The organism is Streptomyces sp. NPDC052079, from assembly GCF_040680275.1.
Lineage (GTDB): Bacteria > Actinomycetota > Actinomycetes > Streptomycetales > Streptomycetaceae > Streptomyces.
The window spans coordinates 228,567-244,791 of record NZ_JBFAWL010000006.1; the positions used below are offsets into that span (position 1 = coordinate 228,567).

General features: G+C 72.3%; 13 protein-coding genes. 10 read left to right on the forward strand and 3 right to left on the reverse strand.

Translation table 11 applies throughout. From position 1 onward, the window contains the following. The first annotated feature begins 75 nt into the window (after positions 1 to 75). The 9 genes from AB0L56_RS13450 (at position 76) to AB0L56_RS13490 (ending at position 13,001) form a co-directional block, all read left to right on the forward strand. Positions 76 to 1,641, forward strand: coding sequence for a PucR family transcriptional regulator (locus AB0L56_RS13450; RefSeq protein WP_365422501.1), 1,566 nt, complete (start codon positions 76 to 78; stop codon positions 1,639 to 1,641). 253 nt (positions 1,642 to 1,894) lie between these two features. Continuing rightward, positions 1,895 to 3,340 (forward strand): aldehyde dehydrogenase family protein, encoded by a 1,446-nt coding sequence (locus tag AB0L56_RS13455; RefSeq protein WP_361024440.1) that lies wholly within the window; start codon positions 1,895 to 1,897, stop codon positions 3,338 to 3,340. A 329-nt stretch (positions 3,341 to 3,669) separates the two neighbouring features. After that, positions 3,670 to 5,619 (forward strand): acyl-CoA dehydrogenase family protein, encoded by a 1,950-nt coding sequence (locus AB0L56_RS13460; RefSeq protein WP_365422504.1) that lies wholly within the window; start codon positions 3,670 to 3,672, stop codon positions 5,617 to 5,619. A gap of 116 nt (positions 5,620 to 5,735) precedes the next feature. Beyond that, positions 5,736 to 6,998, forward strand: coding sequence for a 1-deoxy-D-xylulose-5-phosphate reductoisomerase (dxr, locus tag AB0L56_RS13465; RefSeq protein ID WP_365422507.1), 1,263 nt, complete (start codon positions 5,736 to 5,738; stop codon positions 6,996 to 6,998). Positions 6,999 to 7,006: 8 nt separating this feature from the next. Further along, positions 7,007 to 8,299, forward strand: a complete 1,293-nt coding sequence (locus AB0L56_RS13470) for a site-2 protease family protein (protein WP_361025004.1) — start codon at positions 7,007 to 7,009, stop codon at positions 8,297 to 8,299. A gap of 186 nt (positions 8,300 to 8,485) precedes the next feature. Next, entirely contained in the window at positions 8,486 to 9,643 is a 1,158-nt protein-coding gene (gene ispG, locus AB0L56_RS13475) for a flavodoxin-dependent (E)-4-hydroxy-3-methylbut-2-enyl-diphosphate synthase (protein ID WP_365422510.1), read from the forward strand. Positions 9,644 to 9,779: 136 nt separating this feature from the next. Then, on the forward strand, positions 9,780 to 10,628 hold the full coding sequence (locus AB0L56_RS13480) for a GNAT family N-acetyltransferase (RefSeq protein ID WP_365422513.1): 849 nt from the start codon (positions 9,780 to 9,782) through the stop codon (positions 10,626 to 10,628). Between the two features lie 27 nt (positions 10,629 to 10,655). Next, positions 10,656 to 11,222 (forward strand): GNAT family N-acetyltransferase, encoded by a 567-nt coding sequence (locus AB0L56_RS13485; protein WP_365422516.1) that lies wholly within the window; start codon positions 10,656 to 10,658, stop codon positions 11,220 to 11,222. Positions 11,223 to 11,300: 78 nt separating this feature from the next. Beyond that, positions 11,301 to 13,001, forward strand: a complete 1,701-nt coding sequence (locus AB0L56_RS13490) for a proline--tRNA ligase (protein ID WP_365422519.1) — start codon at positions 11,301 to 11,303, stop codon at positions 12,999 to 13,001. A 505-nt stretch (positions 13,002 to 13,506) separates the two neighbouring features. On the opposite strand, the gene AB0L56_RS13495 is transcribed toward AB0L56_RS13490, so the two are convergent. The 3 genes from AB0L56_RS13495 to AB0L56_RS13505 form a co-directional block, all read right to left on the reverse strand. Beyond that, positions 13,507 to 14,412 carry an aminoglycoside phosphotransferase family protein gene (locus AB0L56_RS13495; RefSeq protein ID WP_365422522.1) on the reverse strand — a complete coding sequence of 302 codons (906 nt, stop codon included), beginning with the start codon at positions 14,410 to 14,412 and terminating at the stop codon, positions 13,507 to 13,509. A gap of 64 nt (positions 14,413 to 14,476) precedes the next feature. Next, a complete protein-coding gene (locus AB0L56_RS13500; RefSeq protein ID WP_361024417.1) occupies positions 14,477 to 14,953 on the reverse strand; it encodes a ferritin-like domain-containing protein in 477 nt (158 codons plus the stop codon). Continuing rightward, positions 14,950 to 15,480 (reverse strand): hypothetical protein, encoded by a 531-nt coding sequence (locus AB0L56_RS13505; RefSeq protein WP_365422524.1) that lies wholly within the window; start codon positions 15,478 to 15,480, stop codon positions 14,950 to 14,952. The genes AB0L56_RS13500 and AB0L56_RS13505 overlap by 4 nt, the downstream gene beginning before the upstream one ends. Before the next feature lie 212 nt (positions 15,481 to 15,692). Between AB0L56_RS13505 and rimP the strand changes: the two genes are divergently transcribed. Further along, positions 15,693 to 16,223 carry a ribosome maturation factor RimP gene (rimP, locus tag AB0L56_RS13510; RefSeq protein WP_361024411.1) on the forward strand — a complete coding sequence of 177 codons (531 nt, stop codon included), beginning with the start codon at positions 15,693 to 15,695 and terminating at the stop codon, positions 16,221 to 16,223. The last annotated feature ends 2 nt before the right edge of the window (positions 16,224 to 16,225 follow it).

Here is a 16,225-nt window from a genome sequence, read left to right on the forward strand (position 1 = left end):
GCCGTTCATACGCCGCGGCCAAAAGATCACCACGTTCTCACACACCCGCCGCAGACCCGAAGGCTCAAGGCCCCGATGCCCCCGACGCTCGCCTCGCTCGTCCATCACTCCGCGCTCAAGCTGACCGTGCGCGCGGGCGAGGACCACCTCGACGCGCCCGTCCGCTGGGCGCACGCCAGCGAACTCGCCGACCCCGTGCCGTACATGGAAGGCGGGGAGCTGCTGCTCATCACCGCGCTCAAACTCGACGCGGAGGACCGGGAAGCCATGCGCCGCTATGTGAAGCGGCTGGTGGGGGCGGGCGTCGTCGGGCTCGGATTCGCCGTCGGCGTCCACTACGAGGACATTCCCGACGCCCTCGTCGACGCCGCGCGGGAGGAGGGCCTGCCGCTGCTGGAGGTGCCGCGCCGCACCCCCTTCCTCGCGATCAGCAAGGCGGTCTCCGCCGCCATCGCCGCCGACCAGTACCGCGCGGTGACCGCGGGGTTCGCCGCCCAGCGGGAACTGACCAAGCAGACGCTGACCGCAGGCCCGGAGGGGCTGCTGGCCGCGCTCGCCGGGCAGGTCGACGGTTGGGCCGCGCTCTACGACGCGTCGGGCGCCGTCGTCGCCACGGCACCGGACTGGGCCGTCCGGCGTGCCGCGCGGCTCACGCCGGACGTGACCCGGCTGCGGGAGCGTCCCGCGCCCGCCTCCTCGGTCGTGGCCGGCCCGGAGAACGAGGACCGGGTCGAACTGCACTCCCTCGGCACCGGCCGGCGCCCCCGCGCGGCGCTCGCCGTCGGCACGGCGGCGCCCCTCGGCACCGCCGAGCGATACGCCGTCCACTCCGCCATCGCCCTGCTCACCCTCACCACCGAACGCTCCCGCTCCCTGCACGCCGCCGAGCAGCGGATCGGCGCCGCCGTCCTGCGGATGCTGCTCGCCGGGGAGCCGGACCACGCCCGCGCGGTGGCCGGAGACCTGTACGGCGGCCTCCTCGACGCGCCCTTCCGGATCATCGTCGCCGTCGGCGGCGGGGAGGCGGGCGGCGAGGCACTCGGGACCCTCGCCGAGACCGCCGAGGCCGCCGCCGCCCGCTCCGGCGAGGCCGTTCTGATCGTGCCGGAGGGGGACCGGCTGGTCGTGCTGGCCGCCGACGGCGGTGCCGCCGTGGCCGCCTGCTGCGACCACGCCGCCGCGCGGGAGGCGGCCCGCAAGGCCGATGACGACGGCCTGGTGATCGGCATGTCCGCGCCCGCCGGGCCGATCGCCGCGTCCGCCGCCTACAAGCAGGCCGAACAGGCGCTCTCGGTGGCCCGGCGGCGGGGCCGGATCCTGGTCGAGCACGAGCACATGGCCGCCGGATCCGTGCTGCCGCTGCTCGCCGACGACGCGGTGCGGGCGTTCGCCGACGGGCTGCTGCGCGCGCTGCACGAACACGACGCCACCGGCCGCGGCGACCTCGTCGCCTCCCTGCGCGCCTGGCTCTCCCGGCACGGCCAGTGGGACGCGGCAGCGGCCGAGCTCGGCGTCCACCGCCACACCCTGCGGTACCGGATGCGCCGCGTCGAGGAGATCCTCGGCCGCTCCCTCGACGACCCGGACGTCCGCATGGAACTGTGGCTCGCCCTGAAGGCCACGGCATCCGAGAACGGCTGAGCGGCGGCTGAACAGCACCGGCGCCGAGCCTGTCCCCCGTCCGAGGCCGCGGGCGGCGCTCCCGCCCAGTTCACGCGTCCGATCCGACCGCGGAGGAAGGCGGCTGACCGGCGCGGGCCGGTTGTTTGCGCCGATGCGGCACACTGCCGTCCGGCACCCGTACGTGCCGGACAAACCCCCGCCGGGCGGCGCGCCCCTACCGTGGGACCCAGAAACCCATGGACACCCCTACGCGGAAGGGCCGGGACTCCATATGACTTCCACCCACGCCTTCTGGCTCGCCGGCCGCCAGGCCACCGGCGAGGCCGCCTTCGACGTCACCTCCCCCTGGGACGGCCGGGTGGTCGGCACGGTGAGCGTGCCGACCGACGCCCAGATCGAGGAGGCCGTGGCCGCCGCGTACGCCGTACGGGACGAGTTCGCCGCCACCCCCGCCCACGTCCGCGCCGCCGCACTGGACCACGTGAGTCGGCGCCTCGTCGAGCGCACCGAGGAGATCGCCCGGCTGATCTCCGCCGAGAACGGCAAGCCGATCAAGTGGGCCCGCGGTGAGGTCGGCCGTGCCGTCTCCGTGTTCCGCTTCGCGTCCGAGGAGGCCCGGCGCTTCAACGGCGGCGAGGCGCAGCGTCTGGACACCGACGCCGGCGGCCAGGGCCGGCTGGCGATCACGCGCCGCTTCCCCAAGGGTGTCGTCCTCGGCATCGCGCCGTTCAACTTCCCGCTCAACCTGTGCGCCCACAAGATCGCCCCGGCGATCGCCGCCGGTGCCCCGATCGTCCTGAAGCCGGCGCCCGCCACACCCCTGTCCGGGCTGATCCTCGGCGAGCTGCTCGCCGAGACCGAGCTGCCCGCCGGTTCCTGGAGCATCCTCCCGGTCCCCAACGACCGCATGCCCGCCCTCGTCCAGGACGAGCGGCTGCCGGTGATCTCCTTCACCGGCTCGGAGAAGGTCGGCTACGCCATCATGGACTCGGTGCCGCGCAAGCACTGCACCCTGGAACTGGGCGGCAACGGCGCGGCCGTCGTCCTCGCCGACTTCGCGAGCGACGAGGACCTCGACCGGGCCGCGCAGCGCATCGCCACCTTCTCCAACTACCAGGGCGGCCAGTCCTGCATCTCGGTGCAGCGGGTGATCGCCGACGCGTCCGTGTACGACCGGCTGCTGCCGCGCATCGTCGCCGCCGTCGAGGCGCAGGTCACCGGCGACCCGAACGACGACGCCACCGACGTCGGCCCGCTGGTCAGCGAGGAGGCCGCGCAGCGCGTCGAGGCGTGGGTGCAGGAGGCCGTGGACGCGGGCGCCACCCTCCTCACCGGCGGCAAGCGCGACGGCGCCTCCTACGCGCCGACCGTGCTCACCGACGTACCGGCCGATGCGACGATTGCCTGCGAGGAGATCTTCGGGCCCGTCCTGACCGTGCAGAAGGTGGACGGCGAGGCCGAGGCCTTCGCCGCCGTCAACGACTCCAAGTACGGCCTCCAGGCGGGTGTGTTCACCCACGACCTGCAGACCGCCTTCCGGGCCCACCGCGCCCTGGAGGTCGGCGGCGTGGTGATCGGCGACGTGCCCTCCTACCGTGCCGACCAGATGCCCTACGGCGGCGCCAAGCAGTCCGGCGTGGGCCGCGAGGGCGTGCGGTACGCGATGGACGACTACACCTACGAGCGCGTGCTGGTCCTCACCGGTCTCGCACTCTAGGCGGACGGGACCGTCCAGTCCGACGCGAAGGGGCCCGGCACCGATGTTCTCGGTGCCGGGCCCCTCGTCGTGCCGCCGGCCGCGCTGTCACCGGAGGTGCCCACATCGGGTCCCTACGACTACACCGCGCTCCGCGCGCCCTTCGCCGCCGTCGCCGGCGTGCACGACTTGCGCCTACGCCGGGCTCAGGAAGGGACCGCGCCGGAAGCGGCGTATCGCCCGAACGGACGCACAAAGGGTGGTGGGGCCGCTACGAATCGGGTAGATACGAACGAGTAGCACCCGTCAGTAACGAAGGACTCCCACCTATTCGCGGCGAGGTGAGCCTCATGTCCGCAGTATCCGAGTCACCCCCGTCCCCGTCTCGGCCCACGGTCACCGAACGGGAGGCCCGTCAGGTCGCGGAGGCCGCCCGGGAGCAGGACTGGCGCAAGCCCAGCTTCGCCAAGGAACTGTTCCTCGGCCGCTTCCGGCTCGACCTGATCCACCCCCATCCCCTCCCCGCGGACGAGGACGTCCAGCGCGGTGAGGAGTTCCTCGCCAAGCTCCGCGACTTCTGCGAGACGAAGATCGACGGAGCCACGATCGAACGCGAGGCGCGCATCCCCGACGAGGTGATCACCGGGCTCAAGGAGCTCGGCGCCTTCGGCATGAAGATCGACACCAAGTACGGCGGCCTCGGCCTCACCCAGGTCTACTACAACAAGGCCCTCGCCCTGGTCGGCTCCGCCAACCCCGCGATCGGCGCGCTGCTCTCCGCCCACCAGTCCATCGGCGTTCCGCAGCCACTGAAGATCTTCGGCACCCGGGAGCAGAAGGAGACGTTCCTCCCGCGCTGCGCCCGCACCGACATCTCCGCCTTCCTGCTCACCGAGCCGGACGTGGGCTCCGACCCCGCCCGGCTGGCCACCACCGCCGTCCCCGACGGCGACGACTACGTCCTCGACGGCGTGAAGCTGTGGACCACCAACGGCGTGGTCGCCGACCTGCTCGTGGTCATGGCGCGGGTCCCGAAGTCCGAGGGCCACCGGGGCGGCATCACCGCGTTCGTCGTGGAGTCCTCCTCCGAGGGCGTCACCGTCGAGAACCGCAACGCCTTCATGGGCCTGCGCGGCCTCGAGAACGGCGTCACCCGCTTCCACCGGGTCCGCGTCCCGGCCGCCCACCGCATCGGCGAGGAGGGCCAGGGGCTCAAGATCGCCCTCACCACGCTCAACACCGGACGGCTGTCGCTGCCCGCCATGTGCGTCGGCTCCGGCAAGTGGTGCCTGAAGATCGCGCGCGAGTGGTCGGCGGCGCGTGAGCAGTGGGGCAAGCCGGTGGCGCTGCACGAGGCCGTCGGCTCCAAGATCGCGTTCATCGCGGCGACCACCTTCGCCCTGGAGGCCCTACTCGACCTGTCCTCCCAGATGGCCGACGAGGACCGCAACGACATCCGCATCGAGGCCGCCCTCGCCAAGCTGTACGGCTCCGAGATGGCCTGGCAGATGGCCGACGAACTGGTGCAGATCCGCGGCGGACGCGGCTTCGAGACCGCCGACTCCCTCCGCGCGCGCGGCGAACGCGCGGTCCCCGCCGAACAGATCCTGCGCGACCTGCGCATCAACCGGATCTTCGAGGGCTCCACCGAGATCATGCACCTGCTGATCGCGCGCGAGGCCGTCGACGCCCACCTCTCGGTCGCCGGCGACCTGATCGACCCGGAGAAGTCCCTCGGCGACAAGGCGAGGGCGGGCGCCAACGCGGGCGTGTTCTACGCCAAGTGGCTGCCGAAGCTCGTCGCCGGACCTGGACAGCTTCCCGGCTCCTACCGCGAGTTCACGCACGGCGTCGACCTGTCCCCGCATCTGCGCTACGTCGAACGCACCTCGCGCAAGCTGGCCCGCTCCACCTTCTACGCCATGTCCCGCTGGCAGGGGAAGATGGAGACCAAGCAGGGCTTCCTCGGCCGGATCGTCGACATCGCCGCCGAACTGTTCGCCATGAGCGCCGCCTGCGTCCGCGCCGAACTGCTGCGTGGCCGCGGCGACCACGGCCGCGAGGCCTACCAGCTCGCCGACGCCTTCTGCCGCCAGGCCCGCATCCGCGTCGAGGAGCTCTTCGGCCGGCTGTGGAGCAACACCGACGACCTCGACCGCAAGGTCGTCAAGGGCGTGCTCTCCGGCACCTACGCGTGGCTCGAGCAGGGCGTCATCGACCCCTCGGACGACGGCCCGTGGATCGCCGACGCCACCCCGGGACCGTCGCAGCGGGAGAACGTGCACCGTCCGATCCGCTGACCCGCCGGGACGCGGGGGCGCGGCCGGTCCCGGTCACGCCCCCGTGCACCCAAGAACACACGTCCCGGCGCCGGGGCGGGGCCCCGGCGGCCGGTGCGACCCGACACAATGGGTCCATGACCGACGCTCCAGCCCCGCTCGCCGATCCGCACCTGGTGTACGACCCCCTGGTGGGAGACGGCCCGAAGGACGTGGTGATCCTCGGCTCCACCGGGTCGATCGGCACCCAGGCCATCGACCTCGTACTGCGCAACCCCGACCGCTTCCGGGTCACCGCCCTGTCCGCCAACGGCGGCCGGGTCGCCCTCCTCGCCGAGCAGGCCCGCCTGCTGCGGGTGCGCACGGTCGCCGTCGCCCGCGAGGACGTCGTACCGGCGCTGCGCGAGGCGCTGTCCGCGCAGTACGACGCGGGGGAGCTGCTGCCCGAGATCCTGGCCGGGCCCGACGCGGCCACCCAGGTCGCCGCCTCCGACTGCCACACCGTCCTCAACGGCATCACCGGCTCCATCGGGCTCGCCCCGACCCTCGCCGCCCTGGAGGCGGGCCGCACCCTCGCACTCGCCAACAAGGAGTCGCTCATCGTCGGCGGCCCGCTGGTCAAGGCGCTCGCCGGGCCGGGGCAGATCATCCCGGTCGACTCCGAGCACGCCGCCCTCTTCCAGGCGCTGGCCGCCGGCACCCGCGCCGATGTGCGCAAGCTCGTCATCACCGCCTCGGGCGGCCCCTTCCGCGGGCGCACCAAGGAGCAGCTGGCGGACGTCACCGTCGAGGACGCCCTCGCCCACCCCACCTGGGCCATGGGCCCGGTCATCACGATCAACTCCGCGACCCTCGTCAACAAGGGCCTGGAGGTCATCGAGGCACACCTGCTGTACGACATTCCCTTCGACCGCATTGAGGTCGTCGTGCACCCGCAGTCGTATGTCCACTCGATGGTTGAGTTCACGGACGGATCGACACTGGCCCAGGCGACGCCCCCCGATATGCGCGGGCCCATCGCCATCGGCCTCGGCTGGCCCGAAAGGGTCCCCGACGCCGCCCCGGTCTTCGACTGGAGCAAGGCGTCCACCTGGGAGTTCTTCCCCCTCGACACCGAGGCCTTCCCCTCGGTCGACCTCGCCCGGCACGTCGGCGAGCTCGCGGGAACCGCGCCGGCGGTGTTCAATGCCGCGAACGAGGAGTGCGTCGAGGCCTTTCGCGCCGGCGCACTGCCGTTCAACGGGATCATGGAGACGGTCACCCGGGTGGTCGAGGAACACGGCACCCCGGCGACGGGAACCTCACTGACCGTGCCGGACGTCCTCGAAGCGGAGACCTGGGCCCGCGAGAGAGCCCGGGAACTGACAGTCCGGACGGCGAGCGCGGAGGCGCGTGCATGACGACCCTGATGTTCATCCTCGGCATAGTCGTCTTCGCGGCCGGCCTGCTGTTCTCGATCGCCTGGCACGAGCTGGGACACCTCTCCACCGCCAAGATGTTCGGCATCCGTGTGCCGCAGTACATGGTCGGCTTCGGCCCGACCCTCTGGTCGCGGAACCGGGGGGAGACCGAGTACGGCGTCAAGGCGATCCCGTTCGGCGGTTACATCCGCATGATCGGCATGTTCCCGCCCGGCCCGGACGGCCGGCTCGAGGCCCGCTCCACCTCACCGTGGCGCGGCATGATCGAGGACGCCCGCTCCGCCGCCTTCGAGGAGCTGAAACCCGGCGACGAGAAGCGCCTGTTCTACACGCGCAAGCCGTGGAAACGGGTCGTCGTGATGTTCGCGGGCCCGTTCATGAACCTGATCCTCGCGGTCGTGCTGTTCCTCATCGTGCTGATGGGCTTCGGCATCCAGCAGCAGACCACCACCGTGGGCTCGGTCTCGCAGTGTGTGATCTCACAGACCGAGAACCGCGACGAGTGCAAGGCGTCGGACCCCCGGTCCCCGGCCGCGGCCGCCGGAATGAAGGCCGAGGACAAGATCGTCGCCTTCGCCGGAGTCCGCACCGACGACTGGGCCACCCTCTCCGACCTCATCCGCGACAGTGCGGGCAAGAGCGTGCCGATCGTCGTCGAGCGCGACGGCCAGGAGGTCACCCTCCAGGCGAAGATCGCCACCAATATGGTCGCCAAGAAGGACGGCAACGGCGCCTACGTCGAGGGCGAGTACGTCAAGGCCGGCTTCCTCGGCTTCAGCGCCGCCACCGGCGTCGTCAAACAGGACTTCGGCGACTCCGTGACCTGGATGACCGACCGGGTCGGCGACGCCGTCGACTCCCTCGCCGCCCTGCCCTCCAAGGTCCCCGCCCTGTGGGACGCCGCCTTCGGGGACGGCCCGCGCGAACCCGACTCCCCGATGGGCGTCGTCGGCGCGGCCCGGGTCGGCGGTGAGATCGCCACCCTCGACATCCCGGCCTCGCAGCAGCTCGCCATGTTCGTGATGCTGCTCGCGGGCTTCAACCTCTCCCTGTTCCTGTTCAACATGCTGCCGCTGCTGCCGCTCGACGGCGGACACATCGCGGGAGCCCTGTGGGAGTCGCTGCGCCGCAACCTCGCCAGAGTGCTGCGCAGGCCCGACCCCGGGCCGTTCGACGTGGCGAAACTGATGCCGGTGGCCTACGTGGTGGCCGGGATCTTCGTCTGCTTCACCCTCCTCGTCCTCATCGCGGACGTGGTGAACCCGGTACGGATCTCGTAGCGCTCCCCGCTTCCGAACCCGCCGTTTCACGACGGCCCGGAACCGTTTCGTTCCGGGCCGTCGTCCTTTGGGTGGGTTTACCGACGCGATGTGCTCGGGCGTTGGCCCTTGCCGTAATCTCGAAGCCCGGAGCCCGCTGCTCACGGGGAGCCGGACCTTGATCCACGACTTGGGGTTGCACAGCAGATGACTGCGATTTCTCTCGGCATGCCGTCCGTTCCGACCAGGCTCGCCGAGCGCCGGAAGAGCCGGCAGATCCAGGTCGGGCCGGTGGCCGTCGGCGGCGACGCCCCCGTCTCCGTGCAGTCGATGACGACCACGCGCACCTCCGACATCGGGGCGACCCTCCAGCAGATCGCCGAGCTGACCGCGTCCGGCTGCCAGATCGTCCGTGTGGCCTGCCCCACCCAGGACGACGCCGACGCCCTCCCCGTGATCGCGAAGAAGTCGCAGATCCCGGTCATCGCCGACATCCACTTCCAGCCCAAGTACGTCTTCGCCGCGATCGAGGCGGGCTGTGCGGCGGTCCGCGTGAACCCGGGCAACATCAAGAAGTTCGACGACCAGGTCAAGGAGATCGCCAAGGCGGCCAGGGACCACGGCACCCCGATCCGCATCGGCGTGAACGCCGGCTCGCTGGACCGGCGCCTGCTCCAGAAGTACGGCAAGGCCACCCCCGAGGCGCTGGCGGAGTCCGCCCTGTGGGAGGCGTCCCTCTTCGAGGAGCACGACTTCCGGGACATCAAGATCTCCGTCAAGCACAACGACCCGGTCGTCATGGTCGAGGCCTACCGCCAGCTCGCCGAGCGCTGCGACTACCCGCTGCACCTCGGCGTCACCGAGGCCGGCCCCGCCTTCCAGGGCACCATCAAGTCGGCCGTCGCCTTCGGCGCGCTGCTCTCCCAGGGCATCGGCGACACCATCCGCGTCTCCCTGTCCGCCCCGCCGGTCGAGGAGATCAAGGTCGGCATCCAGATCCTGGAGTCGCTCAACCTGCGCCAGCGCGGCCTGGAGATCGTCTCCTGCCCCTCCTGTGGCCGCGCCCAGGTCGATGTGTACAAGCTCGCCGAGGAGGTCACCGCCGGCCTCACCGGCATGGACGTCCCGCTGCGCGTCGCCGTCATGGGCTGCGTCGTCAACGGCCCCGGCGAGGCCCGCGAGGCCGACCTCGGCGTCGCCTCCGGCAACGGCAAGGGCCAGATCTTCGTGAAGGGCGAGGTCATCAAGACCGTCCCCGAGTCGAAGATCGTGGAGACGCTGATCGAGGAGGCGATGAAGATCGCCGAGCAGATGGAGAAGGACGGCGTGACCTCCGGCGAGCCCCAGGTCGCGGTCGCCGGCTGACGGAACGCCCCGGGAACCGGACGGGACGACCCGGCCCGTCCGGCGTCCGGACGGGCCGGACCGGGGGCGCCACCACCGGGGCTCCGCAGGTACAGTGCGGAAATCAGGCAGACCCCTTTGTGTGAGGCCCCCGCATTTGTTGACGCAGACGACTTCCCGGGTCCTCGAACCGAGCGACCTGGATGCCGCGCTCGCCGTACTCGACCGCGAGCCGGTCGCGAACGCCTTTGTGACGGCACGGGTCCGGATCGCCGGCCTCGACCCCTGGCGGCTGGGCGGCGAGATGTGGGGCTGGTACGAGGGCGGCGTCCTGACGTCCCTGTGCTACGCGGGAGCCAACCTGGTGCCCGTCTGCGCCACCCCCCGGGCCGTGCGTGCCTTCGCCGACCGCGCCCGGCGGGCCGGCCGCCGCTGCTCCTCCATAGTCGGCCCGGCCGGCCCCACCTCCGGCCTGTGGCGGCTGCTCGAACCCCAGTGGGGCCCGGCCCGCGAGGTCCGCGCCCACCAGCCGCTCATGGTCACCGACCGCCTGCCCGACACCGTCGCCCCGGACCCGTATGTGCGCCGCGTCCGCAAGGACGAACTCGAGACGATCATGCCGGCCTGTGTGGCGATGTTCACCGAGGAGGTCGGCGTCTCCCCGCTGGCCGGCGACGGAGGACTGCTCTACCAGGCCCGGGTCGCCGAACTCGTGGGCGCCGGACGCTCGTTCGCCCGCTTCGACGACGACGGCAAGGTCGTCTTCAAGGCCGAGATCGGCGCCGCGACCGACCGTGCCTGCCAGATCCAGGGCGTCTGGGTCGCCCCCGAACACCGGGGCAAGGGCATCGCCGCCCCCGGCATGGCGGCCGTCCTGCGCTACGCCCTGGCGGACATCGCCCCCGTGGTCAGCCTCTACGTCAACGACTTCAACCTCCCCGCCCGCAGGACGTACGAGAGGGTCGGCTTCCACGAAGTCGGGGCCTTCATGAGCGTGCTGTTCTGACCGGCACCGCCCTGTAGTCTCCCCGGCATGCTGCGCTTTCCCGGTCACGGCCGTTCCCAGCCCGACGACATCGTGATCGGCCCCCTCGACCTCCCCCGCCACGTCGACGAGGCGCTGGCGGTACAGGCGGTGGCGTTCGGCCTCGGACCCGACGAGGTGGCGGTGCGCCGGCAGATCGTGCTCCGCCACATGACCTTCCCCGGCGCCCGGGCCTTCGGCGCCACCATCCGGGGCCGCCTGGTCGGCTTCGTCTACGGCATGCCCAACGACCGCACCCACTGGTGGTCCACCGTCGTCGAGCCCTATCTGCGCGCCCAGCGCCACGACGACTGGCTCGACGACTCCTTCGTCATCACCGAACTGCACGTCCACCCCCGGCACCAGAAGCACGGCATCGGCCGCGCCCTGATCACCACGATCACCGACGGCGCCGAACAGCCCCGCTCGATCCTCTCCGCGATCGACACCGACAGCCCCGCCCGCCATCTGTACCGCTCGCTCGGCTACCGGGATCTCGCCCGCCAGGTCCACTTCCCCAGCGCTCCCATGCCGTACGCCGTGATGGGCGCCCCGTTGCCCCTCCTGCGCCGATAGGGACAATCGATTTCCGCCGCCCCCGCCCGCCCGGCTAACCTCCTTGCATCACCCAGACGCAGCAGGAGTACGAGAACCATGGCGAACGCACCGGTCCAGCGCATGTCCCAGTTGATGGCGAAGACGCTGCGCGACGACCCGGCGGACGCCGAGGTCCTCAGCCACAAGCTGCTGGTCCGCGCCGCCTATGTGCGCCGTACCGCCGCCGGCATCTGGACGTGGCTGCCCCTCGGCAAGAAGGTCCTCGCCAACGTCGAGCGGATCGTCCGCGAGGAGATGGACGCCATCGGCGCCCAGGAGGTGCTGCTCCCCGCACTGCTGCCCCGTGAGCCCTACGACGCCACCGGCCGCTGGGACGAGTACGGCCCCGAGCTGTTCCGCCTCCAGGACCGCAAGGGCGGCGACTACCTCCTCGGCCCCACCCACGAGGAGATCTTCACCCTGATGGTGAAGGACCAGGCGTCCTCCTACAAGGACCTGCCGGTGATCCTCTACCAGATCCAGTCCAAGTTCCGGGACGAGGCCCGCCCGCGGGCCGGCATCCTGCGCGGCCGCGAGTTCCTGATGAAGGACTCCTACTCCTTCGACCTGGACGACGAGGGCCTCGCGCAGTCCTACGCCCTGCACCGCCAGGCGTACCAGAGGATCTTCGAGCGCCTCGGCCTCGACTACCGGATCTGCGCGGCCACCGCGGGCGCCATGGGCGGCTCCAAGTCGGAGGAGTTCCTCGCCCCGGCCGAGGCCGGCGAGGACACCTTCGCGGACTGCCCGAACTGCGACTTCGCCGCCAACACCGAGGCGATCACCTACGAGCCGAAGCCGGTCGACGCCACCGGTGTCCCGGCCGCGGAGGACATCCCCACCCCCGACACCCCGACCATCGAGACGCTCGCCGCCTCGCTGGGCGTTCCCGCCTCGGCGACGCTGAAGAACCTGCTGATCAAGGTCGACGGCGAGATCGTCGCCGTGGGCGTGCCCGGTGACCGCGAGGTCGACATGGACAAGGTCGAGGCGCACTTCGCCCCGGCTGCGGTGGAGCTGGTCACCGAGGCCGACTTCATCGCCCGCCCCGACCTGGTGCGCGGCTACGTCGGACCGCAGGGCCTCGGCAAGGTGACGTACCTGGCCGACCCGCGTGTCGCGCCCGGCACCGCCTGGATCACGGGCGCCAACAAGACCGACACGCACGCGAAGAACGTCGTCGCCGGGCGCGACTTCGAGGTCGACGCGTACGTGGACGTCGTGGTGGTGCAGGAGGGCGACCCCTGCCCCAAGTGCGGCACCGGCCTGCGCCTGGACCGCGCCATCGAGATCGGCCACATCTTTCAGCTGGGCCGCAAGTACGCCGACGCCCTCAAGCTCGACGTCCTCGGCCAGAACGGCAAGCCGGTCCGCGTGACCATGGGCTCGTACGGCATCGGCGTCTCCCGTGCGGTGGCCGCCCTTGCCGAGCAGACCGCCGACGACAAGGGCCTGTGCTGGCCCGCGGAGGTCGCCCCGGCCGACGTCCACGTGGTCGCCGCGGGCAAGGCCCTGCAGACGGAGGTCGCCCTCGACGTCTCCGAGAAGCTGTCCGCCGCCGGCGTCCGCGTCCTGGTCGACGACCGCGCGGGCGTCTCGCCGGGCGTGAAGTTCACCGACTCGGAGCTGATCGGGGTCCCCCGGATCCTGGTCGCGGGCCGCCGCGCCGGCGAGGGCATCGTCGAACTCAAGGACCGCCGCACCGGCGAACGCGAGGAACTCACCATCGACGAGGCCGTCACCCGCCTCACGGCCTGAGGCCCTCCTCAGCCAACCTGCCCGCAGCCGCAGCCGCAGCCGCAGCCGCAGCCGCAGCCGCAGCCGCAGCCGCAGCCGCAGCCGCACCGCCGTAGCTGCGGGCAGTCGTGCCGCTGGGGCGGCACGGGTGGGCGCAGGCGGCACCCCGCAAGCGCCGGGCTGTGCCACCCCCCGGCCCGCGCCAAACGCCCTGCTGCTCACGAGCCGACGTCGGCAGAACCAGGCCCCGCAGGGACCCAGGCGCAGATCTGACACCGACGCGTGGGTCTGGGCCGGGACGGGTTGCACAGCCCGGCATTCGCCGGTTGCCGCCGCGCCCACCCGTGCCGCCCTGCGGCACGACTGCCCGCAGTCGGTTTGCAAGTGCCGTGCCGTGCCTTGGCACGACTGCTCGCGGTTGCAGCGCGGGGGCTTGCGGGGTGTCCCACGGTGCGGCTGCAGCGGAAGGGGGCGTGGGGTACACCCAGAGGCAAGGCTGCCGCCACCCCCCGGCTGAGGCGGAGCCTTATAGCCAGCTTGCGAACTCCAGCAGGAGTTCCGCGTCCTGTTCGCGGCCCACGCGGCGGGCCCGTACTCCCGATTCCACCGCGCGGAACAGGGTCCAGCCGCGCAGGCGTTCGCGGTCAACCTCCAGGGACTCCGCCAGGCGCTTCACCCGGCGGCGCGTCGTCGCGGCGCCGGACGCCTGGGCGATGAGGTCCTCCACCCGGTCGCGGACCAGCCGGGCCAGGTCGAACGCGTGCTCGCCGACCACCGGGTCCGGTCCCACCGCCAGCCACGGACTGCGCTCCCCGGACAGTACCTTGCTCTGCCGGAACGTCCCGTGCAGCAGCCGGTGCTCCGGCGGAGCCGCCAGCAGTTCCTCACGCACCGCCAGTGCCGCCTCCACCAGCGGAGCCACCTCCGGGTCGGCCGCCGCGCTCGCCCGCATCGCCCGCGCCTGCCGCTCCGTGCGCTCGGCCACCGTCTCGAAGCCGTGCCCCTCCGGCGGGTCCACCCACAGCCGGCGCAGCGTCCCCGCCGCCTCCAGCAGCGCCTTCGCCTCCGGCAGCGACCGCACCGACACGTCCGGATGGAGCCGCTCCAGCAGCAGCACCCCCTCGGCCGCGGCCGACGTCGGCTCCAGCAGCCGGACCGCCCCCCGCCCACCCCAGTGCGCCAGCGCGGCTCGTTCGCGCTCCGGGCGGGCCCGGCGCGGCGCCAGCTTCAGCACGGCGGGTGTGCCGTCGGCCGTCCGCACCAGCACGACCAGGCTGCTGCGCCCGCCCGGCACCTGCACCCGCTCCACCGTCAACTCGCGCTGTGCGACGGCCTCGTGCGCCGTCTCCGGCAGCTTCTCCAGCCAGTCGTCACCCTCGGGCGCCGTCTCACCGAGCGCCCTCACCAGACGCTGCGGCGGTTCGAAAACCATGCGCGAGTTGTTCCCTTCCTGCTGTACGCGGTGCCTGCCGCCCCCACGCCGTGCCCGTGTCACGTCACGCGGTCGGCGCCGGGGTCCGTGAAGCCGTGGCGCCCCGCTCGGCGAGCCCAGGGAAGGCTACGCTCTCCCCACTCCAGCGCACCGACCGCACCGCCGCCTCCCGCATCGCCTCGGCGGCCCCCCGGCGCCGCTCACCGGTGCTCGCGCGCACCAGGTCGGCGTACACCCCGGCCACCCGGTCCTCCAGCTCGGCCGCCAGCCGGACCGCCGCGGCCGCGTCCGGCACCGGGAACGGCAGCGCGTATCCCGCCGCGGCGGCGACGGGCGCGCCGCCCGCGTCCTTCACCGCGCGCACCAGTGCGTCCCTGCGCGACCGGTGCGCGTCGTACGCCGTGCGTGCCTCGGTGCGCCGCTTCTTGCCGATCCGCCCGCCGACCACCCCATAGCCGTACACCGCCGCGTGCTCCGCGGCCAGCGCCGCCTGGAGAGCCCGCAGAAGCTCCTTGTCCTCCGCCTCGCGCGCCTGGTTCACCGTTTCGCCTCCGTCAGCAGATACACATGGGCCGCTCCCGCCGCCGCCACCGAGGCCAGCAGCCGGGCCAGCTCACCCGGCGCGTCCAGCAGCGCCTCCGCCCGCCGGCCGGCGAGCTCCCGCTCGGCGGCGGCCAGTTCCGCCAGGGCGTCCTTCTGCTTCGCGGGTACCGGGGGAGGGGGAGCCGCGGCCGCCGCGCCGGAACCGGACGGCGAAGGTGAAGACGAAGACGCCGTATTTCCGAACGCCTCCGCGTGCCGCAGCACCTCCGCACGCAGCGGACGCAGCCGCTCCGCCAGCTTCGGATGCGCGGCGGCGACCGCCTCGTACCGCGCGGCCAGCGCCGCACTGTCCCGGGCCGCACGCGCGCGTGCCCGGTCGGCGGCGGAGGGACGGCCGCCGTCGGCCGTGCCGGACTGGTCCGAGCCGGCGGAACAGCCCGCCACCAGCAGGGCCGCCGGGGCGACGGCGAGTAGGCTCCTTCTGTGCGGCCCCGAACGGGCGCGCGGAGACGAGGGGAACGGCACGGCAGACGTCCTCGGGGGCTCGTACGAACGGGGCGACGAAGCGAAGCGGGCCGCTGGCCCGCGATCACGGTACCCGGGAGCCGCCCCCGCGGCGATCAGCGGCACCCTCCGTGTGAGCCGGGGTGTACGGCACCACCCCCCGCGACCGGATACCCTTTGTGCAGACACGCGCACCGTCCCACAACAGCACACGCGGCCGAGGAGTCACCCGGATGAGCACCACCCAGAGCGAGAGGCTTCGAGAACTTCTGGAACCGCTCGTCAGCTCTCAGGGCCTGGATCTCGAAGAGATCGCTGTGGACTCGGTCGGCCGCAGGCGTGTGCTGCGCGTCGTCGTCGACTCCGACACCGGTGCGGACCTCGACCGGATCGCCGATGTGAGCCGCGCGCTCTCGGCGAAGCTCGACGAGACGGACGCGATGGGGAGCGCCGAGTACACCCTCGAGGTCGGCACCCCGGGCGCGGAGCGCCTCCTCACCGAGCACCGCCATTACGTGCGCGCCACCGGCCGCCTGGTGCGGTTCCAGCTCGCCGAGGGCGGCGAACTGGTCGCCAGGATCCTCAGGGCCGACGACGAGGGACTCGATCTCGAAGTGCCCGGAGTGAAGGGCCGCAAGGCCACCGCGCGCAGACTCGCCTTCGACGACATCGCCAGGGCGCGCGTCCAGGTCGAGTTCAACCGCAAGGACGACGCGTCCGACAAGAAGGACGACAACGACGACACGAAGGAAGAGGAGGCGTAGCC